This is a genomic window from Nocardia sp. NPDC049220 (assembly GCF_040647855.1).
GTDB lineage: Bacteria > Actinomycetota > Actinomycetes > Mycobacteriales > Mycobacteriaceae > Nocardia.
The window spans coordinates 31205-51414 of the sequence record NZ_JBEZDA010000013.1 but is presented as its reverse complement, the minus strand read 5'-3'; the positions used below and the strand labels follow the sequence as shown (position 1 = coordinate 51414).

18 protein-coding genes and 2 pseudogenes are annotated in these 20210 nt (G+C 67.7%); 2 read left to right on the top strand and 18 right to left on the bottom strand.

Annotated features, from left to right (window positions below):
• Positions 1-67: 67 nt before the first annotated feature.
• The 13 genes from AB0C34_RS23950 to AB0C34_RS23890 all read right to left on the bottom strand — a co-directional run bounded on the left by AB0C34_RS23950 (position 68) and on the right by AB0C34_RS23890 (position 11635).
• Complete coding sequence (locus tag AB0C34_RS23950; RefSeq protein ID WP_357076993.1) at positions 68-1246, bottom strand: acyl-CoA dehydrogenase family protein; 1179 nt, start codon at positions 1244-1246, stop codon at positions 68-70.
• Entirely contained in the window at positions 1247-1936 is a 690-nt protein-coding gene (locus tag AB0C34_RS23945) for a class II aldolase/adducin family protein (RefSeq protein WP_357076990.1), read from the bottom strand.
• Positions 1933-2817: a CoA-binding protein gene (locus AB0C34_RS23940; protein WP_357076988.1), complete on the bottom strand. Its 885-nt coding sequence runs from the start codon at positions 2815-2817 to the stop codon at positions 1933-1935. The genes AB0C34_RS23945 and AB0C34_RS23940 overlap by 4 nt, the downstream gene beginning before the upstream one ends.
• Positions 2814-3956 (bottom strand): ATP-grasp domain-containing protein, encoded by a 1143-nt coding sequence (locus AB0C34_RS23935; RefSeq protein ID WP_357076985.1) that lies wholly within the window; start codon positions 3954-3956, stop codon positions 2814-2816. Before AB0C34_RS23935 ends, AB0C34_RS23940 begins: the two co-directional genes overlap by 4 nt.
• A complete protein-coding gene (locus AB0C34_RS23930; RefSeq protein ID WP_357076982.1) occupies positions 3956-4783 on the bottom strand; it encodes an MBL fold metallo-hydrolase in 828 nt (275 codons plus the stop codon). Before AB0C34_RS23930 ends, AB0C34_RS23935 begins: the two co-directional genes overlap by 1 nt.
• Positions 4783-5499: a dienelactone hydrolase family protein gene (locus tag AB0C34_RS23925; RefSeq protein ID WP_357076979.1), complete on the bottom strand. Its 717-nt coding sequence runs from the start codon at positions 5497-5499 to the stop codon at positions 4783-4785. The genes AB0C34_RS23930 and AB0C34_RS23925 overlap by 1 nt, the downstream gene beginning before the upstream one ends.
• Complete coding sequence (locus AB0C34_RS23920) at positions 5492-6421, bottom strand: amidohydrolase family protein (protein WP_357076976.1); 930 nt, start codon at positions 6419-6421, stop codon at positions 5492-5494. Before AB0C34_RS23920 ends, AB0C34_RS23925 begins: the two co-directional genes overlap by 8 nt.
• Complete coding sequence (locus tag AB0C34_RS23915) at positions 6421-7401, bottom strand: ABC transporter substrate-binding protein (RefSeq protein WP_357076973.1); 981 nt, start codon at positions 7399-7401, stop codon at positions 6421-6423. Before AB0C34_RS23915 ends, AB0C34_RS23920 begins: the two co-directional genes overlap by 1 nt.
• A gap of 89 nt (positions 7402-7490) precedes the next feature.
• Positions 7491-8309 carry an ABC transporter permease gene (locus AB0C34_RS23910; RefSeq protein ID WP_357076970.1) on the bottom strand — a complete coding sequence of 273 codons (819 nt, stop codon included), beginning with the start codon at positions 8307-8309 and terminating at the stop codon, positions 7491-7493.
• Positions 8306-9106, bottom strand: a complete 801-nt coding sequence (locus AB0C34_RS23905) for an ABC transporter ATP-binding protein (protein ID WP_357076966.1) — start codon at positions 9104-9106, stop codon at positions 8306-8308. Before AB0C34_RS23905 ends, AB0C34_RS23910 begins: the two co-directional genes overlap by 4 nt.
• On the bottom strand, positions 9103-9858 hold the full coding sequence (locus tag AB0C34_RS23900; protein WP_357076963.1) for an IclR family transcriptional regulator: 756 nt from the start codon (positions 9856-9858) through the stop codon (positions 9103-9105). The genes AB0C34_RS23905 and AB0C34_RS23900 overlap by 4 nt, the downstream gene beginning before the upstream one ends.
• Positions 9859-10406: 548 nt before the next feature.
• A complete protein-coding gene (locus tag AB0C34_RS23895) occupies positions 10407-11282 on the bottom strand; it encodes a hypothetical protein (protein WP_357076960.1) in 876 nt (291 codons plus the stop codon).
• A complete protein-coding gene (locus AB0C34_RS23890) occupies positions 11279-11635 on the bottom strand; it encodes a hypothetical protein (RefSeq protein ID WP_357076957.1) in 357 nt (118 codons plus the stop codon). The genes AB0C34_RS23895 and AB0C34_RS23890 overlap by 4 nt, the downstream gene beginning before the upstream one ends.
• Between AB0C34_RS23890 and AB0C34_RS23885 the strand changes: the two genes are divergently transcribed.
• Positions 11629-15237, top strand: coding sequence for a CHAT domain-containing protein (locus AB0C34_RS23885; protein WP_357076954.1), 3609 nt, complete (start codon positions 11629-11631; stop codon positions 15235-15237). The genes AB0C34_RS23890 and AB0C34_RS23885 overlap by 7 nt on opposite strands.
• Before the next feature lie 149 nt (positions 15238-15386).
• Here the strand turns inward: AB0C34_RS23885 and AB0C34_RS23880 are convergent.
• From AB0C34_RS23880 to AB0C34_RS23860, 5 genes and pseudogenes are all read right to left on the bottom strand, one after another.
• Positions 15387-15650, bottom strand: a pseudogene (locus AB0C34_RS23880) (Tn3 family transposase); the annotation flags it as partial.
• A 24-nt stretch (positions 15651-15674) separates the two neighbouring features.
• Positions 15675-15785: pseudogene (locus AB0C34_RS23875) on the bottom strand (DUF4158 domain-containing protein); the annotation flags it as partial.
• Positions 15786-16072: 287 nt separating this feature from the next.
• Positions 16073-16927, bottom strand: a complete 855-nt coding sequence (locus AB0C34_RS23870) for an NAD-dependent protein deacetylase (RefSeq protein ID WP_357077292.1) — start codon at positions 16925-16927, stop codon at positions 16073-16075.
• Positions 16928-16988: 61 nt separating this feature from the next.
• On the bottom strand, positions 16989-17651 hold the full coding sequence (gene lexA, locus AB0C34_RS23865; RefSeq protein ID WP_357076951.1) for a transcriptional repressor LexA: 663 nt from the start codon (positions 17649-17651) through the stop codon (positions 16989-16991).
• A gap of 135 nt (positions 17652-17786) precedes the next feature.
• Complete coding sequence (locus tag AB0C34_RS23860) at positions 17787-19397, bottom strand: GMC family oxidoreductase N-terminal domain-containing protein (RefSeq protein WP_357076948.1); 1611 nt, start codon at positions 19395-19397, stop codon at positions 17787-17789.
• Between the two features lie 125 nt (positions 19398-19522).
• Here AB0C34_RS23860 and AB0C34_RS23855 point away from each other — a divergent pair, with 125 nt between their 5' ends.
• Positions 19523-20143: a TetR/AcrR family transcriptional regulator gene (locus AB0C34_RS23855; protein WP_357076945.1), complete on the top strand. Its 621-nt coding sequence runs from the start codon at positions 19523-19525 to the stop codon at positions 20141-20143.
• Positions 20144-20210: the final 67 nt, after the last annotated feature.

Sequence of the window (20210 nt, the reverse complement as noted above, 5' to 3'; positions counted from 1 at the left end):
CGCTCGCCTCCGTCACCGAAGCGATCGCGCGGGCTGACACCGCCGAACTGAACAGCGCACAGCAGACTCAGGCGTGCGCCTTCTCCTGCGAGGCCGCCTTATACAGCTCCTTGGCGATGCCATCGCGCAACATTTGCGGGGTGCCGCCGCCCAGGCCGCCGTACCGCGCCCACCGGAGGTAGCGCTCGGCCGGCTGGTCGCGGGTGAAGCCGTGACCACCGAAGATCTGCAGAACCCGGTCGGTGACCCGCAGCGACATCTCGTTGGAGAACACCTTCGCGATGGCGGAGTCGTAGCGCGACGGGAACTGTCGGCCGTCGTTCCAGGCCGCCTTGTGCACCAACGCGCGAGCCGCCTCGATGTCCAGGGCACAGTCGGAGATCATCCAGCGCAGTCCCTGAAAGCCGGAGATCGGTCGGCCGAACTGCACCCGCTCGGTCGACCGGGCGATCGCATGATCGAGCGCGCCCTGCGAGATGCCGATGCTGATCGACGCGTTGAGGCAGCGTTGCCCGTTGAACGCCGACATCAGTTTGGCGAACTCGCCAGGGCCGAGCAGAACATTCTTCGCTGGTACACGGACCTCGTCGAGGGTGAGCGTGAAGAGTCTCTCGCCGCCGAGAGTCTGCACGCCATCGCTGACACCGACACCAGTCCGCTCGCGCTCGACGACGATCATGCCGACGTTCCCGAGGCCGTTGGCCTCGGCTCCCGGCTCCGCGTAACGCAGGCAGACGAGCAGCACGTCGACCACATCGAGGCGGCTGATGAGGGCCTTGGTGCCGGTGATGACGAACTCGTCCCCGTCGCGGCGGGCCGTCGTGGCAACGCTGGAGATGTCGCTGCCGGTGTCGGGCTCGGTGATGCAGATCGAGCAGATCGTCTGTCCCTTCGCGATGCGCGGGAGCAGCTCGGCCTTGAGTTCGTCGCTACCATATGCCGCGATGGCGCGCGGCTGCACGCCGAGCTCGCCGAGGGTGGCCATGGCGGTGACATAGCAGGTCTTGGCGACCTCCTCGAGGATGACCGCCGAGTCGAGCCAGCTGCCGCCCTGGCCGCCGTACTCCACCGGGACGGCGGCGCCGAGCACACCGGCCTCGGCCAGCAGCTTGATGTTGGGCTCCGGAAAAACACCAGTTGTCTCCCACTCGAGCGCGCGCGGCGCGAACTCGGCCTGAGCGATCTCGCGCACCCGCAGAGCAAGTTCCTGCTGCTGCGGAGTCAGCCCGTAGCGGTTGTCAGACATCTATGACTCCTTCGACGACAGCTGTGCTGCCTGATAATTGCGGTGCAGGCCGAGCATCCGCGGCGTGATGACCGACTCCGCGGTCTGCTGTCGCGCGTTGCCGGCCGGCAGCGAGACGTAGGGACGCCCCGACGCCATCGCGGTGAGCAGGGCCTGGGCGTTGGCCTCGGCCTGGATGGAACGGAAGACAGCCTCCTCGAGGGTGGCGCCGACGATGACGGCACCGTGCCAGCGCATGAGGATGAGCGGGCTGTCGCCGAGCTGTTCGATGAGGCGTACGGCGTCATGGCGCTCGACGACCAGGTGGGTTTCCTCGAAGACCGGGACCACGTCGGGCCAGAAGGCGGCGTGCAGCAGCAGCGCCTCGCCCGGAACCTCCGCCAGGGTGCTGAGCTGCGTCAGCGCGGGCGAGTGGCTGTGCACAAGGGCACCCACCTCCGGGTGCATCCGGTGCACCTCGGAGTGCATGTAGATCTCGAGCGGCAGGCCCGGCACCCACTCGTCGTCGAACGCGAGGTCGTAGACGTCGTCACCGGTGCACTTCTGCTTCTGGAAGCCCGCGCCGGGACTGAGCAGGTAGCGGTCGCCGGAGTGCTCCGGGTAGTAGCTCAGGTGCCCGAACATCCCGATCAGGTCATATGCGGCAGCGACCCGGGTCGCTTCGGCCAGCAGGTCATTGTCGGTGCTCATCGGACTGCTCCTCTCGTGAGTTCCGTGACGGCGTCGGCCAGCTGCCAGGGAGTGTGGTGTACGACGACCCCGGCCTCGCGCAGACGGCTAACCTTGCTGTCGTAGCTGCCGGCGTCGCCGAGCATGACGGCGCCCGCATGTCCGAGCGGTTCGTCGGGTCGGGCCGACTCGCCGACGATCAGCGCGTGCACGGGGACGTCGACCAGCCCGTCCAACATCGCCTGCGCCAGGCCCTCCTCGCCGGTGCCGCCGATCTCGCCGACGACGACGAGCACGTCGGTGTGCGGGTCGCGGGCGACCAACTGGGCCGCCTCGGACATCGACGTGAACGGCACGACGTCCCCGCCGATGCCGATCCAGCTGGAGATCCCGACACCGCGCTCGGAAAGCGAGCGCGAGACCTCATAGGACAGCGTGCCGCTGCGCGAGACCAACCCGACCCGCCCGGCCGCGACCGCCTGCGTGGGCATGAAACCGAGTTTCGCCACGCCGGGCACCACGACGCCTGGGGAGTTCGGCCCGATCAGGCGGGCCGCACCGCTTCGCTCGCGGATCGCCAATACGTCGAGCACCGGCACACCCTCGGCGAGCAACACCACCAGCCTCATCCCGGCATCGAGCGCGTCGAGCGTCGCGGCCTTCGCGTGCTGTGCCGGCACGAACAGCAGCGCGACGTCGGCGGCGGTCTCGGCCGCCGCCTCGGCGATTGTGGCGTAGAGCGGGATGCCGGCGATCGCCTGTCCGTTCTTCGAGGACGACACACCGGCCACCACCTTGGTGCCCTGCCGCTGGATCTCCTCGATCTGGACCATCGCGGCACGACCAGCGAGGCCGTGCACGATCACGCCTCTGGCCTCGAGCATGGTGCGCAGGTCGTTCACGCGGTCACCCCTAGCAAATCGCAGATCTTGTCGATGGCGTGCTCGAGCTGCGGCTCGACGACGACGCCCGGTAGGCCGGCGAGAGCCGCACCGGTCCCCTCCGAGTAGGGACCTTGCAACCGAACGACCGTGGGCAGGTCGGCCGCGCCGAAGCGGCCGATCACGTGCTCCAGGTCCTCCCGCAGCGTGCGGAGGTCGGTGATGCCGGCATGGATGTTGACGATGACCACACCAATCTCGTTGCCGCGGCAGATCAGGTCGGCGGCGGCGTCGAACCGCTCCCGCCGCAGGTGTGGCGAGCCGGCCCGGATGTCGCTGAAGTTGTAGGCGTGGATGCCGCGGCGGGCGAGTTCGTCCATGACCAGCATTCCGGCGCCGGCACCGGTGTTGAGGATGGCGACCCGGCCCGCGGCGTCGACGACTTTGAAGTCGCCGCCGTAGCGCCGCCGCCAGGCGCGGCCGACGTGGACCAGGTCGAGGTCGGCGTTGAGCGAGTTCACCCACTCCTGCCGGAACTCCGCGGCGTCGTCCACGGTGACGTGGGCGTCGACGACCACGGCAGCACCTTCGCGCGTGATCGCCAGCGGGTTCACCTCGAGCAACAGCAAGTCGCGCGCCAGCGCCACTCGGCACAGGTCGGCACACAGTCGAGCGATCTGCTCGACGTCGGGGCCACTCCAGCCAAACGTGACCATGATCGAGTCCGCGGACGGAGGTGCCGATGGTGTAAACGACAACTCATAGCGGGCGTCACCGCTGAGCCGGTCCTCGACGCCCGAGCCGCCCGCGTCGCTCACCTGGAGCACGAGACCCGACCCCCACGGGTCGGTGATGATCGAGACGAACCACTCCTGCGCGATCGGCAGTCTGTTCTCCACGAGCACGGCGGCGGCCCGGTGACCGGCGATGTCGGCAGACAGCAGCGCCGCCACCTCGGCGACCACGGAGGCGGCGTCGTCCGCGAAGCGGATTCCACCCGAGGCGGCGCGGTTCTTCGCCGCGACCTGGGCCTTGCAGACACCTCCCGTCCGCCGGCCGAGCGCCGGGTCGTCGGCGGTGCGCACCAGCGTGCCATCCGGCACCGGGATACCCGCGACGCGCAACATGTCCTTGGCCTGGAACTCCAACAGCGAGACCATCAGGCCACCTGCCTTCCGAAATGTGTGACGTACGGCGCGATCCGCTCGTCGGCGTGCAGAAGCGTGGCGACCGCGGCCACAGCCGCCTCGGTGAGATCGCACCCGTCGGCCGCGGCTCGATACACGGCCGCCTCGATGTCTTCGAGCACCGCGAGCTGCTGCGCGATGAGTTCGCGGCCGCCGACGCGACCGTGCCCGGGCACGACGACATCGACGTCGAGTTGGTCGAGCGCGTGCAGGGCCGCACGGAGGCCAGGCAGGTCGCTGTCTCGGGCGACAGGCAGGACCCCGTTGAAGATCAGGTCCGAAGCGATCAGCACTCTGTGCTCGGGCACCAGCACGTAGAGGTCGGCCTCGGTGTGCGCCGCACCGCGGACGGGTCGCAGCTGAGCGGTCAGGCCACCGAGGTCGAGGTCGAGCGGGCCGTCGATCTCCTCGGTCGGCAGTACCCAGGCAACGTTCTCGATCTCCGGCTCGAGGTCGGGCCGGATGCCGCAAAGCAGGTCGAGGTACTCCGCGCCGCGCGTCTCCAGCCGCTGCTTCACGTGTGCGGCGGCGATGATCCGATCGGTGGGGATAACACCGTTGCCGAGCGTGTGGTCGCCATGGAAGTGCGTGTTCACCAAGGCACTGACCGGCAGGTCGGTCACGGTACGCACGTCGGCCATCATCACCTCGGCGTGGCGCGGGGTGAACAGCGAGTCCACCACGACCAGCCGCTCGGAGCCGATCAGGGCGACGGCGTTGGGCATACCGTGCTCACCCTCGTAGACCAGCACACCGGGCGCGATTTCTCGCCGGTGCACCGTCGTGTGCTCGAGGGTCATCAGGCGACCTCGATGTGCTGGTCGAACCACGCCTGCATGCGAGCCCAGGCGTCCTTGCTGGCCTCGGCGTTATAGTGATCGGGCCGGTCGTCGCAGTTGAAACCGTGGCCGGCGTCGGCGTAGCGGATCAGCTCGGTGGGCACCTGCGCCGTCGTGGCGCGCGCACGCAGCTGCTCCACACCCTCGACGGGGATCGAGTGGTCGAGGTCTCCGTACAGGCCCAGCCAGGGACTCTTCAGGTCCGGGGCCAGGTCGACGAGCGCCGGCAGGCCGAAGCGGCCGAAAGTGACGCCGCCGCCGTAGTAGGTGACCGAAGCGCCGAGCTCGCGGAGGGTCGAAGCGCGCAGGGAGATGGCGCCACCCATGCAGAACCCGACGATGCCGCACTGCGCCTCGCTGAAGCCGGCCTCCTCGAGGACGGTGAAGGCGGCGTCGACGTCGACCTGCATGTCGGTCGGGTTGAGCGTGCCCATCATCTCGAGCGCGGGCGGGAGATCCTCGTAGTCGAAGGTGGCGTTGCGCGAGCGGTGGTAGAGCGCCGGAGCCACGGCGAGCCAGCCGTCACCGGCCATCCGGTCGACCACGGAGACGATGTGGTCGGTCAGCCCGAAGGCCTCCTGGATGATGACGATGCCGCCGCGCGGCGTCCCGTCGGGGCGGGCGACGGCGCACTGCATCGGACCATCGACGGTGCGAACGTTGATGAATTCAGCCATGTTGCCTGTCCTTTCGCGTGGTGGTGAGCGGGAGCAGTGCGGCGGCCCGTAGAGACCAGCCAGCCAGAGCCGCGCGCCAGTCGTCACGCTCGGGGAGTTGGGGTAGCCCGACCGGGAACGGCCAGTCGGAGCCGGGGAGGACGTGTTCGGGAGCGAAGGTCGCCTCGACCAGCCGGGTGGCCGGCCCGTCGAAGACGAGCGCGTCGGCGAACAACCGAGCCATGCGCTCGACGACGACGTCATGTTTGCCGGGAACGCCGCGCAGCAGCCGGGGCAGGGTCAGCGCGAGGAACCCGCCGCCGTGAACCAGGCACAGGCGCGCTCCGCTGGCCCAGAAGCCGTCGCCGTCGAGCAGGAGCCGGACCACCACAGCGGTCGTTGCGGAGGGGAAGCCGAGAACGGAAGCGTTGGCGAGCCCCTTCGCGTCCGTCCGGTAGGGGTCGGAGTCGGGGTGGAGCTGCAACGCCAGGCCGGCTTCGGCCAAGGCACGCCACACCTGGTCGTACGACGAATCGGCGAGCGCGGACCCGTGGGTGGTGCCCATGGTGAGGCCGACCGCCTTCGGGTGACCCGCGAGGTGCTCGATCGCCGCGAGGGCCGCGTCTGGCGACCGCATCGGCAGCCAACCGAGCACACCCACTCCGTCCGGCGCCCACCCGAGAAGGTCGTCGTTGACCTGCTCGGCGTAGCCGGGTCGCTCCTCGGCGAGGGACTCCAAGTAGAGCCCCGGCGGAGGGGAGGCGACGGCCAGGTCGAGTCCGGCGATGTGCGCGGCGAAGCCGTCCGCGTCGCCGAGCCGGGCCGGCAGCGGCAGGGTGCGGCCGGCGTGGGAGATAGTCCCGTCCCCGAGTCGGACGGTCGGGATGCTGTCGAGCATCGCGATCGTCGGACCCGGAACGAAGTGGCAGTGGACGTCCAGCATCAGTTGACCGCCATCAGGTATTCGCTGGACGGAATGACCTTCTGCTGCGATCCGATCGAGACGAAGAACTTCTGCATCTCGTCGATGCTCGCGGTATCCACCGCACCGGTCGGGTCGAAGAGGGTCGGTTGCATGGCCTCGTAGACCTCCGGCTTCTTCACCGCCGTGTTGGCGATGAGCGCCGCGACGACGTTGTCGCGACCCACCACCGCGGAGCCGTCGGTCGGAAAGGCCGCGTTGTAGTCGGCAACGCCCTTCAGATAGGCCGTCATGAACCGCTTCGCCAGCGCGGTGTTCTTCGAGAGCCGCTCGCCGAAGAGCATGATCCCGTTCTGACCGTTGGGCAGCACCTGGCCGAACGGCACCAGCACCTTCGCGTTGCCTGTGGCGATCGCCTGCGCGATGAACGGCTCCTGAAGCGCGGCCGCGTCAACGGCGCCGCCCACGAAGGCGGAGTAGTTGTCGGCCGCGGACCCGGACACGAGGTCGACGTCCTTCGTGGAGATCCCGGCACCCTCGAGCGCCATGTCGAGTTCGGCGCCGGTGGAGGTGTTGAGGTCCGGCAGGGCGATCTTCTTGCCCTTCAGCTCGGCCACCGAGGTCGGCCCATCGCTGTGTACGACGAGGCCGGTCCAGCTGTGCGTAGGGTCGATGCGGCCCTTGTCGGCGGCGATCTTCAGCGAGACATTCGAGCCCAACGCGTTGAAGAGCCCGGGCGTGGGCGCCGTGCCGGCGGCGTCGAGCTGGCCGCTGGCGACGAGCCCGATGATCGTGGGTGCGGACTGTGAGGGGGTGAACGCCACGTCGATGTTCTGCTCGGTGAAGTAGCCATGCTCTTTCGCCAGGATCAGGCCCGCGTCGGAGAGGGCTCCGAACAGACCGATCTTCAGCGTTGCGTTGCCGGAGTCTCCTGCCGAGGTGGCGGAGTTGTTGCCGCACGCGCTGACCAGGGCCAGCGCGGCGACGGTGACGGCGACCAAGGCGCGGGTCTTGAACGCGTTCATAGGGGAGCCTTTCGTGGTGGGAAGCGACATAGAGTGCCGACGGATCCCGGAGGTGGAGAGGAGGTTCAGTGCTCGGTGCGCCAGGGCACGAGCGTGCGGTGCAGCCAGCTCATGACGAGTTGGATCACCAGGCCGTAGATGGCGATCACGGCGAGCGCGGCGTACATCGACGAGACGGCGAAGGTCTGCCAGGACTGCCAGATGGCGTGACCGAGGCCCGCGCTGCTGCCCATGAACTCCGCCGCCACGACCAGCAGAAAGCCGACGCCGATGCCCAGTTCGAAACCGGTGAGGATGAGCGAGAGCGAGCCCGGGAGCGCGACGGTGCTGATCCGGCGCCAGAGGGAGACCCGGTAGACGGCGGCCGTCTCGCGATGGATCGGGTCGATCTCGCGGATGCCGGCATAGGCGTTGAGGGCGACTGGATAGAAGACGCCGACCGAGACGATCGCCCACATGGCGGTCTCACCGAGGCCGAAGATGATGAGGAACAGCGGCAGGATCGCGATCTTCGGGATCGGGTAGGTCATCGAGACCAGCGGGCGCAGAACCGTCTGCACGAACTGGGACAGCCCCATCGCGATGCCGACGACCAGACCGGAGACGCCGCCGATCAGCAGGCCCATGGCGAGCCGACCCGTGGTCAGCACAGTGTCGTGCAGCAGGGTGCCATGCCCGAGGCCGCCGCGCAGGCTGTCGAAAATCGCCGACGGCGCCGGGAAGAAGCGGGCGTCGAGGACGCCGGCCGTGGCGAGGACCTGCCATAGGATCAGCAGGATCACCGGCGAGGCAGCGAAGAGGACCACCTTGCGGACGACGTCGTAGGTGCGGCTGAGGCGGACGCCGGGGCGCAGGGGAGCCGCGTTCACGGTCGTGGCGCTCATCGCTGGGCCTCCCGCTGCTTCATCATCTCCGTCTGGAGACCGTCCCACAGCCCTTCGGAGAGCCGGGCATAGTTGGGGTGCGCTTGGACGCCGACGAGGGTGCGCTCCGCTCCGAATGGAGGCCGGACCACCTCGCGGACCGTCGCGGGGCAGGCGGAGAGCATCACGACCTGGTCGGAGAGGAGCAGTGCTTCGGAGATGCTGTGGGTGACGAAGAAGACAGTCGGGCGGGTCTCCCGCCACGCCGCGAGGAGATCCTGCTGCAATTTGATTCGCGTGGGCTCGTCGACAGCGGCGAAGGGCTCGTCGAGCAGCAGCAGTTCGGTGTCGGCGGCAAGGGCGCGAGCGATGGCGACGCGCTGCGACATGCCGCCGGAAAGTTCGGACCCCCGGCGCTTCGCGTACGGGGCCAGCCCCATCCGCTCGATCCAGTGCGCTGCCTTCTCAGCGCGTTCCTTCTTGGGAACGCTGCGCTCGATGCCGTACTCCACGTTCTTCTGCACCGACATCCAAGGAAAGACCGCCGCCTTCTGGAAGATCATCGCCGCACGCGGTGCGCGGCCCGCCCAGCGGATGGTCCGCGGGTCGTTCGCCGTCTCCAGGCCGGACAGGATCCGCAGCAACGAGCTCTTGCCGCAGCCGGACGGGCCGACCAGGCACGTGAACTCGCCCTGCCGAACCGAGAGGGAGAGATGGCTCAGCGCCGGGTTCTCCTTGCGGTTGCGTTTGTAACTGAAGTTGAGATCGTCGAGCACGAGGTACGGCGCCTCGGTCGGCGTGAGCGTGTCGGCTGTCATGGGGTGGACACTCCGGTCTGGTCGGGTACTAGCTGGTGGATGATGTCGTCGCGGGTCCGCTGCAAGGCGGCGAGCCACTCTCGCCGCGAATCGGCGGTTGCGCGTGCCTCGGGAGCGAAGACGGTGAGCGCGTAGACCGCCCGGGTAAGCGGACTGATGAGGGGCACCGCGATCGCGCAGGCGCCGCGACTGCGTTCGCCGGAGCTGATCGCCCACCCCTGCTTGCGTGCGTCGGCGCACTGGCGGCGCAGGTCGTCGGCGTCCGGCGTAGCCTCGGTGTAAATCTCGAGCGGGCCGTGACACACCCTGTCGAGGAGCTTCGGTTCACTGAACGCGAGCAGCACCTTGCCACTGGCGCCGGCGGCCAGTGGGCCGACGGTGCCGACCCCGTGGACGAACCGGAGCTGCTGCGAGCTCTCGAGTTCGATCAGACAGACGCGCTGGATGTCCGCGGCGACGGTGAGCGAGACAGTCTCGTCCAGCTCGGCGCGCAACTTCTCGAGGGCGATCTGAGCGGCCGCGATGAGCGGGTCGCGCTGCAACGCCTTTCCCGCTGCCGCCAGCAGCTGCGGGCCGACGGTGTACGCCCCCGAGGGCAGCCGGGCGACCCAAGCGCGCTCTTCGAGGGCACGCAGCAGGCGCAGAACGGTCGGTGCCGTGAGATCGACTCGGTGGGCGAGTTGGGTGAGCGTCATCGCCTCGACGCTGCCCAGCGTCTCGAGGATCTCGAGGAGTCGGTCACTAGACCGCATCAGCGATGCCTTTCATTAGGTGAAAGTCGAATATCACACGTCAACATCGCGTGATGCTAATCACGCGATGACGTCCAGGTCAAGAGATCCGCGCTCCGGAAAACTGCACCGCCGACGAGGGAGTAGGTGCGACCAGTGTCCGTACCCGCGGCGAGCGGGCTGATCTCCTCGCCGCCGGGTTCGGCATCGCGGACAGGCGAGCACGATCCCGTCTGCACCGACGAACGTGACACCTCGTGGACAGCGACTATCCGCATGTCCGGGTCTATGACCACGACGGCCCGAACCAACGACCGACCGGCAGCGCGAACGCTGGATTCGCCACAGTGCCCTCACCAGGATGCCGAGAGAGTCGATGCCGGTTTCTGCGGCGTCCGCGGTGCGCGATCTCGACACCGCCGATGCTCGGACCCGCCGTGTCTCGGCTAACGGACCGAATCAAAACTGTTGTGCTACTGCGGAATGCGAGCCGAAACCACTCGTGAGTCCGTGACTATCGGCATCGCTCTACGTTGCGGCCCGCCGCAGCTTCGATTACCGGGCCGACACTAGCCGAGCCGTTTTTGCAATACCTCGGTCAACTGCTCGCCGATCGACGGTGTCAACCTTCCTGTCAACTCGAACCCGATCTGGTTGGCGACGTCCCTGGCATACAGGTCGACTGACGCCTCCACGAGGTCCGCGTACACCCCCACCGCGCGGCGAATCCGATGGCGTGACACCAGAAACGCGCACACACCCGGCACGAGCGCCGGCCACCAGTACACACCGACCGTCAGATAGGCCAAGCCCCACACCGGGGTACGGGCGGCGGCGGCACATCGCTCCTGGACCGTCGTCACCTCGGTCCGCGCCGCGTCGGGCAGCACCAGCCACAGCCGCGGCCACGTCGTGGTCAGGTCGAGTCCGGTGCCACGGCCGACCCGCTCGTCCACGGCCCGCAGTCGGTCGCCCGCCCACATCGGGCATGCCGGTTCGATCTCGGAGATCGCGTCGCGCCGCAGCACGGCCCGACGTGCCTGACGCTTGGCTCGCCGGTCCGATCGGTCGGCCAGTACCGCCTTGACCGCGATGTCCGCCTTCGCCGCCGCACGTCGCCAACGACGGTGGCGCAGCGCGACGAACGGCCTGCCGACACCCGTGCCGGTCACTCCCCACGCGAAGATCACGACGCCACCGAGCGCGGTCACCACCAACCCCACGACTGCCGTCGCGGCGAGGAACGCCGCCGCGGCCCACACCAGCGCGGGCCCGGTCGACACCGCCGTCACTCGCGTCCGCAACAGATCGACATCGAGTGCGTGCGATGGCCCGAGGGTGACCGCCACCATCACAACGGCCACGAACACCGCGGCGGGCAGCGCGAGCGCGGAAGCCCATCGGGTGGCCATGTTCTTGCCGAACTCGGTGAGAAACGCGGTCACAGGTCGATCCTGGTCTCGCGGAACGGCTGCCCGGTGAGCTGGCAGAACGGGCGCGTATCGGTCGCGGCACGTGGGCACGCACTCACGGGGCACACCCATGCGGTGGCCACGACGCCGCGGGCGCCCTTCCATGGTTCGAAGCCGCGGTGCGTCCGGGTCAGGTTGTCGATGCCGTGCTGGGCGAAGGCGCTGTCGAGTAAGTCGAGGTCTGCCTCGGACACTTCGCCGCGCTCGACCGCCGCGACGATTCTGGTCAACACATCCGCGACACCGTAGCGAGAAGCTCGTTCGACCAGCGCTTCTCCCGCCTGCGAGCACAGGACTTCGACCCGTGGACCGGTCGTTGGTGACATACCGACTCCGAATCTCCTTCTCCGCGTACCCGATCACGCTACCGTGGACCGAACGGGATTGGGGGCTAGGCGTGTACGACGACGTCCGGTTGGTGGTCGAGGACTTCGAGCACACCGGTGACGTCGGAACGCTACTCTCGGCCAGCCTGCCGCCACCGCAGCAGTGCCCTCCGCACCTGCTGCCGTGCCTCGCACGGGCGCACTGGTTCCGGTTCGAAGCGCAGAGCGGATTCACCGGCCTGATCGACCGGGAGATCGCGGCCGCGATCACCGGAGAGCCCAGGGATTTCGCGGTTGCGCGAGTCACCGCCATGCCGCAGTACCGGGCGCTGGACGAGGCTCGCAAGAAGTTCGAGGACCGCCTGGACCGCGCGTCGCTGGTAGGGTTCGCGAACGCCTACACGGCGTTGATGAACGTGCTCGACGACGACCGAATGACGGCCGCGCTCACTGCCGATCACGCCGCATTGCTGCTCATGCTCGACGAGCACGACGGCACGGACACCTACCGCGAGCTCGTCCTCAACGGGCTCGATTGGACGATCACCCGCACACCCCGCGACGATCCACAACGCGCCCGCAGGCTGGTCGACCGCGCGCGGGCACAGCTGAACGCGGGAAGGCGGCCGGGGCGGATCCTCGCCGACTATCGAGCCGCCGCTCAGTTGGCACTGCGGGAACGCCCGGTGTGGCGCGACGTCGTGATCGAACTCGCCCAGTACCAATCCGATCTCTACACGGACACTGGGATGCCGATACACCTGACCGGCGCGCTGGTCACCTGCCGCGATCTCGTCGACGCGCTGCGGCGGGACTTCGGCAACACGGCTACCGTGCCCGAGTTCCGGCAGCTCGAGCTAGAGGTCAGCGACCGGATCGGTCCCGAGACAACGCGATTCCTACTGACCTGCCATCGCGATCCCCGCGTTCTCCAGGCACAGGACGACCTGGTCGGGAGCCTGCATCGGCAGCAGGTCACGCTGGAGGTGCTCGAGCAGCGACGTGACCAAGCGTGGATGCTGGCCATCGGGCTACCACTGGACCACGACGGCAGGCCGGCCGCGCTACTGGACCTCTACCACGCACACAGCGACCTCGGCGAGATCGGCGGCGACACCGAGGCGATCATGCTCGCCTACGACACGGTGATCGAAGCGCTGCTCACCACATCACCGGACGACGCAGGCCGAGCGCAACTGCTGAATGCACTCGCCAACTCCGCGACGGCCGTCGCCCGGTGGACCGGCTCCCGTGACGAGGCGAAGCAGGCGGTCGACGCCGCACGCGCGGCGCTGGATGTTCCGACCGCAGACGATGGCCAGCGTGCACTCCGCCTCGCCACACTCGCGTCCGCGCTGATCGTGCAGTTCCAGTCCGGCGACAACCCCGCAGCAGGCCAGGAGGCCGTCACTGTCGCGGAGGAGGCTGTCACTCTGACCCCACCCGGCGACTCGAACCTCCCGTTGCGCTGGTCGACGCTGTCGAGGGCAGCTCAGGAGGTGGCCCAGGCCGGTGATCACGGCATGTTCGCCAAAGCTGTCGACGCGGGCGCGTCGGCCGTGGCCACCATCCCGGCCGACGACGTACGCCGGATCGGCATGCTCTACAACTACGCCGCCGCTGTACAGACGCAGGCGGTCGAGACGAACGTGACCGCCGCCGAACCGTTCCGCGAGGCCGAACACGCCTACCGAGCCGCACTGGCGCTGATGGGTCTCGATCACCCCGATGTTCCGCGGATCGAGAGCACCATCGCCGACCTGCTCTATCACCGATACCGGCAATGCGGCGACCTGGACGCGTTGGACGACTCGCTCGAACTCGCGCAGAAAGCCATTGGTCAGACGCCGCGGGAGCATCATTGGTGGCCGTTGCGGGCCATCGCCCTTGCACGCTCGGCGCGTGAACTCGCCATATTCGGCGGGACGCGTGCTGACCAGCTGCGCCAGCTCGCGATCACCTACTACCGAGCGGTCGCCGCGCACCCGGCCGCCAGGGCGCAGCACCGGATGATCTGCGAACAGGCCCAGGCCGCGATGCATGCCGAGGCCGACCCGGCGACATGGCTGGACGCGCAAGAACGCGTCATCGCCGCCATCCCCGCGACGGTCAGCCGGGCGCTGCCGCGGTCCCGCAGGCTGGCGGCGGTGCGGCAGCTGGACGGCCTCGCCGACCGGGTGGTCGACGCGGGTGCGCGCTCGGGCCAGCTCGACCGGGCACTGGAGCTGGTCGAACAGTGCCGCGGCGTGTTATTCGGCGACGCGTGGGGTATCCGCCGCGGCTGGGCACGACTGCGCTATTCACAGCCGCAGTTGGCCGAGGAACTCAGCGCGGTCGAACACAAACTGGCTGATGCCGACGCCTACGCCGACCTCACGTTTCACATCGAGGTGGAGTTCGACGGCCGGACATCCGTTCGAGACTGGGACCCGCGACCGCAGGCCGTCGGACAGATCCGGCAGCTCGCGGCACGACGGGACCGGCTGCTCACCGAGGCGAGGGCCGTGCCGGGGTTCGAGGATCTGCTGGCGCCACCGGATCTCGACGTCCTGCGTACGCGCACGGCCGGGCACACCGTCGTAGTCGTCAGTGCCGTGGGCACGGCGCTCGTGGTTCCCGCCGACTACGCGCAGCCTGTCGAGGCGGTGCCGTTGCGGCAGATGACCGAGACCGCGACCCGCGCCCAGATCAAGCGGCTGCGGGCTGCGCTCGCCGACGTCAATGACCCGGTGTGCTCGTTCGATCGGCGCGAGCAGGCCCAACTGGACGTGCACGCCGTGCTGGAATGGTTGTGGGACAGCATAGCCGAACCGGTACTGGACCGGGTCACGACCTCGCGGCTGTGGTGGTGCCCGATCGGAATAACAGCTCAGTTGCCACTACACGCGGCGGGCAAACACCGTGACGGTGCGGGGCAGACCGTGTTCGACCGGGTCGTCTCCTCGTACACACCGTCGCTGACCGCGCTCGCCGACACATCGACCACTCCTCGCCCGCAGCACACCTGCCACACCGCGCTCGTCGTCGGCGTCAGCGAGCGGAAAGGCGTGCCCGTTCTGCCGAGCGCCCGCGCCGAGGCCGAGGCGGTGGCCAGGCTGCTGCCCGGCTCCACTGTGCTCATCGACTCCGCGGCCGACCCCGAGGCCATCGAGCATGGCCTGCACGAGCACGCGATCGCCCACTTCGCCTGCCACAGCCGGACGGTCAGCTCGGCCGAGCATCCCGACCAGGGCGGGCTCATGCTCAGCGACGCGATGTTCGTCCCCTCGTTCGTGCACAATCTGCGCACCACGCAGGCACAGCTCGCGTTCCTGTCCGCGTGCGACACCGCGGGCCACGACCCGGCGCTGCTGGACGAGCCACTCAACTTGGCGTCGGCGTTCCATCTCGCCGGTTTCCGTGGCGTCATCGGCACGCTATGGCACACTGCGGACAGCACCGAGACGGCCGAGGCGGTTTACGCGGCGCTCACCGCGCACGGCACCCGCCCTGCCGACACGGCCGAGGCCGCCGCCGCACTCACCGAAACGCTGCGCCACATACGCAACACCTATCCGGCCGTGCCGACCAGGTGGGCCGCCCATGTGTACGTCGGCGATTGAGCTGCCTCCGGTGATAGAGCGTCGCGTTCGCGTCCACTTCGTCCATCAGCAGTCCTGCTCCTGATGGACGGGATCGCCGTGATGGCAGCACCGCGATCAGGGTTTTCGGGGTCCCGGTAGTTTTCGCCGAAGATCGGCAGGGTATGCCGAACGCTCTCGCTGTGCTCCGGTGAGATGGAGGCGAACACCTCGTCGTCGATGCGCCGGCCTTCGCGGCGCATCTGCTAGACCGCGAGCCCATACTCTGTAGTCCAGGCGATGACCGCGTGGGTGGCCAACGTCAGGCACCATGCCTGTTCGGTCTGGGCTTCCAGATCACGCGCTCGGAAGGCCGCTGGTTGGGCGTAGAGGAGATCACGCTCGAGGGCGTGGATGGATTCGCCCTTGTTGAGTTGTCGGGAGATCTTGCGCCGGACCGCCGGACCCCGGCCCCGGCCACGATCAACAAACGCCACATCCGCTGGCGTCAGCGTGAAATACCGGAACAACTCTTCACGACTGATCTCCGGGAACCCCCGCAGACGCTCCAACTCGTCATCCGCGAACACCCGCGTCGCCACGAACCCCAACCTCCACCACACCAACCAACCTCATCGGCAAGCCCAGCAAAGCACCAACCACCTACCTCCGCATCCCGAACACGAAACACACCTTCTACCAAACAATTACGGCACATCAGCCCGATTTCAGGCGAAAACTACGGGACCCCTTACGAGCCGAACGCCGCCTACCTGCCGACCAACCCGACGCTGCGTTCGACGAGTTGGCAACAGCCACAATCATTTACATCACACCCGCGATCCACTCCCCGTGGCCTGATGCGAACCTATTTACGCTATCGCGTTGTCAGAAAGCGACTTTCACCGACATGGTCGGCCAGCGCGGTCAGCGCCGCCGAGCATCCAGCATCGATGGTGAGCGCGGCGACCTCGTCACCGCGGGTTCGGCCCCGGTTGACGATCACCACCGGGCGGTGGTGCGCGGCAGCGTGCCGTACGAATCGCAACCCTGACATCACCGTCAGCGACGACCCGGCGACCAGCAGCACGTCCGCGTTGTCGACGAGCTCGTAGGCCGCGGCAACACGGTCTTTCGGCACGTTCTCACCGAAGTACACGATGTCGGGCTTGAGCATCCCACCGCACCGCTCGCAGTCCACCATCCGGAAACCGTCGGTATCGGCGATCACCGCGTCGGCGTCGGGGGCGACCTCGAGCCCGCTGGTGATCGCCGCCGCCGCGAATCCTGGATTGGTCGCCTCCAGGCGCTCGGCCAGTGCCATCCGTGAGATCAGCGCGCCGCAGTCCAGACAGCACACTCGCGCGTACGTGCCGTGCAGATCGATCACCCGGCGATGACCTGCCTTCGTGTGCAGTAGGTCCACATTCTGGGTGATCAGCCCCGTGACGACGCCGGACTGTTCCAGCCGGGCCAGCGCGCGATGGCCCGGGTTCGGCCACGAGCCGTCCATCCGGCGCCACCCGACATGGTTGCGCGCCCAGTACCGCTGCCGGAATGCCGCGTCACCGACGAATTGCTGGTACGTCATCGGGTTGCGCGGCGGTGCGGACGGACCACGGTAGTCCGGTATCCCGCTGTCGGTCGATATCCCCGCACCGGTCAGCGCAACGACTCGGCGCCCGTCGAGCAGTTCCACCAGCCGCTCGAACTCGGCGTGTCCCCGTGTGATGTCCGACATGCGGTTCAGGGTACGACGACGCCACGGCGACCGGCTGCCGAGGCCGGGTCGGTCACATGCGACGCATCACCGAAACGACCTTGCCGAGCACGACGGCCTTGTCGCCGTCGATCACGTTGTAGGCGGGGTTGCGCGGCTCCAGATACACATGCCCGTTGCGCCGTCGATACACCTTTACCGTCGCCTCCCCGTCGATCATCGCCGCGACGATCTCCCCAGAATGCGCTTCGTGTTGCTGGCGGATCACCACGATGTCACCGTCACAGATCGCCGCGTCGACCATCGAATCGCCGCGCACACGCAGCCCGAACACGGTGCCGCGCCCGACCAGCTCCCGGGGAAGCCGCATCGAGTCGTCGGTATGCTCCTCGGCCAGGATCGGCGTGCCCGCCGCGATATCGCCGACCACCGGCACCGCGACGGTATCGTCAGCGGTCTCCCGCTGCACCGTGGTCGAGAGGAACATCCGCACATCCATCGCCCGCGACAGTGTCTCGCTGCGACGCAGAAATCCGCGCTCCTCCAAACTCTTCAGATGCTTGGACACCGACGACGATGACCGCAACCCCACTGCGTCGCCGATCTCGCGGGTGTTCGGCGGATACCCGTACCGGACTACCCAGTCCCGAATCGTTTCGAGAATCCGCTGCTGCCGCGGCGGCAGTGTCGAGGTGTCGAGGTGCTCGAACGCGTCGAGCCGGTCGTATCCGGTCACCCCGGAATGGTAGAGGTGATGGCCGCCGAGCCGTGCCGACGGGCCACGCCGACCCGCCCCGGCCAAGACCGCGAATCCAGGTCACTCGTATTCGCACCTGTGTCGTGCGGCAACGCCGCGCCGTGTACGACGAGTTCAGGACGACGACGCGGCGGACCCGGTTTTGATGAGGTCGGCGGCCTTTTCCGCAAGCATCACGGTAGCCCCGTTGGTGTTGCCGCAGACGATGGTCGGCATTACGGACGCGTCGACGACGCGTAGTCCATCTATGCCGTGCACCTTCAGGCGCGGATCGACGACAGCGCGTTCGTCGACGCCCATCGCGCAGGTTCCGACCGCGTGGTACTCCGTCTGCGACCACCGTTTCACATGGTCGGCAAGCGCTGCGCTGTCCAGGGTTGTTTCAGCCGGCAGGTTCAAGCCGCTCAGATACTCGACGATCGGGGTTTGCTCAGCGATCCCGAGAGCGATGCGCAATCCTGCTTCGATATCCGAAAGGTCCTCCGGGCAAGAGAAGTACGCCGGATCGATGTGGGGATGGGTCAGCGGGTCGATCGATCTCAGCCACAACCGGCCCCGGCTGCGCGGCTGCGTCGACGCGGTGAGAATGGTGAAGTTCGGCAACGGCGGACTGGTGCGCCCATGATCGACGAACGCGGTGGGGCCGCCGATGAATTGGACGTTCGGCACCTCACCGCCCTCGGTCGACAGGAAACCTCCGACCTCACCGCCGTTGGAGGCGAAGGGGCCGCCGCCGCCACTCTGCCAGCGCGTCATGTTCTCTGGGCTGGCCATTTCCAGTAGATCCGTGGAGTGCTCGGTCGCCCATACGAGCGGCGCCATGGTGTGGTCGTGCAGGTTCTCCCCCACGCCCGGTAGGTCGGCGACGACGTCGATAGCCAAGGCACGCAACTGGTCGGCCGGACCGATCCCCGACAGCAGTAGCAATTGCGGGGAGTTGACGACGCCACCGCTGAGCAGGACCTCGACCTCCGACCGCGCGGTTCGCTCAGCGCCCCGCTCGACATACTCGACGCCGATCGCCCGGTTGCCGTCGAGGAGGACCCGAGTCACCATGGCTGCGACGCGCACGACGAGATTGGGCCGCCGCATCGCCGGCCGTAGATACGCATCGGCGCACGACCAACGACGGCCATTGTGACAGTTGACCTGATAGGCGCCGACACCGAGTTGCGACGGCCCGTTGAAGTCGTCGTTTCGAGTCAGTCCCCAGTCGGCGGCCGCGTCCACCCAGGCGTGCGACAACTCGTGGGTGAACAAGCGATCCTCGACATATACCGGCCCGTCACTGCCGTGGTATGGGGCACCGAGGCGGCTGTTCTGCTCGGCTTTGATGAAATACGGCAGCACGCTGTCGTAGTCCCATCCGACATTGCCCAGCGCGCCCCACCGGTCGAAGTCGGCACGGTGTCCACGGATATAGACCATGAGGTTGATGGAGGATGAACCTCCGAGCGCTTTGCCTCGCGGGAACGTAGTCGAGCCCTGATAGTGGGCCTGTTCTTCGAGTTGATAGTTCCAGTCGATCTCCGAACCGAACAACGCGCTGAACAGCGCCGGCACTTGGATGGTCGGCTCATTGTCGGGCGGTCCGGCCTCCAAGAGGAGGACTCGCGTCGCGGGATCCTCGGTGAGCCGGTTCGCCAGCACACAGCCGGCACTGCCCGCGCCCACGATGATGTAGTCGAAATTCTCGGTCGTTGGAATCAATGGTGTTGGAGTCATGTCGTCACCATAGGCTCATCTGGGGACGGATACAATCAGATGATGCTTGACCCCAGATGCTGATATCGTGTGGATACACTTCTGCACGAGAAGCAACCCCGTGGCGATGGGTAATGAAAACGACTATGAGGGACTACGACGGCAAGACGGCGGCCGAACGTGCCGCCGAACGACGAACGCGACTTATCGATGCAGGCTCTGAACTGTTCGGCGAACGCGGTTTCGCCGCCACCTCGATACGCTCCGTGCTGCAGAGAGCCGGATTGCGGGACCGGTACTTCGGAGAAAGCTTTGCAGATCTCGACTCGTTGCTGGCCGCCGCGTACACGCGGCTGATCGATGAGGAGGTCGCGGCCTGCCGCGCGGCGATCGCGAACGCGAGCGGGGCGTCGGAGAGCGCCCACGCCATGATCGACACGCTCACCCGCTCACTCGACGGGAATCCTGGTCGTGCCCGCGTCAAACTACGCGAGATCCTCAGCGGCGGTCCGGTTTCCCGTCAGCAACGTCAAGCGGGACTGCACCGGCTTGCCCAACTGGTCGCCGATCTACTGCCCGCGAATTCGACTGAAAGCAAGTCCGACACACACCTGCTCGGGCTCGCGATTGTGGCGGCTTCCGACGAGCTCTTGCTGGCGTGGATGGACGGCGAACAGGGGCTGTCCCGCAGCGCCGTGGTGGACCTGGTGATGTTGATGTTCGATGCCGTCGCTCAGCGAATGAGCTCCGGTCATCCACCGACGTGAGCGCGAAACGGCCCAGCACCGGCTCGACTGCGATCGCTGACCGGAAGAGGAACGCACACCGGGCAGG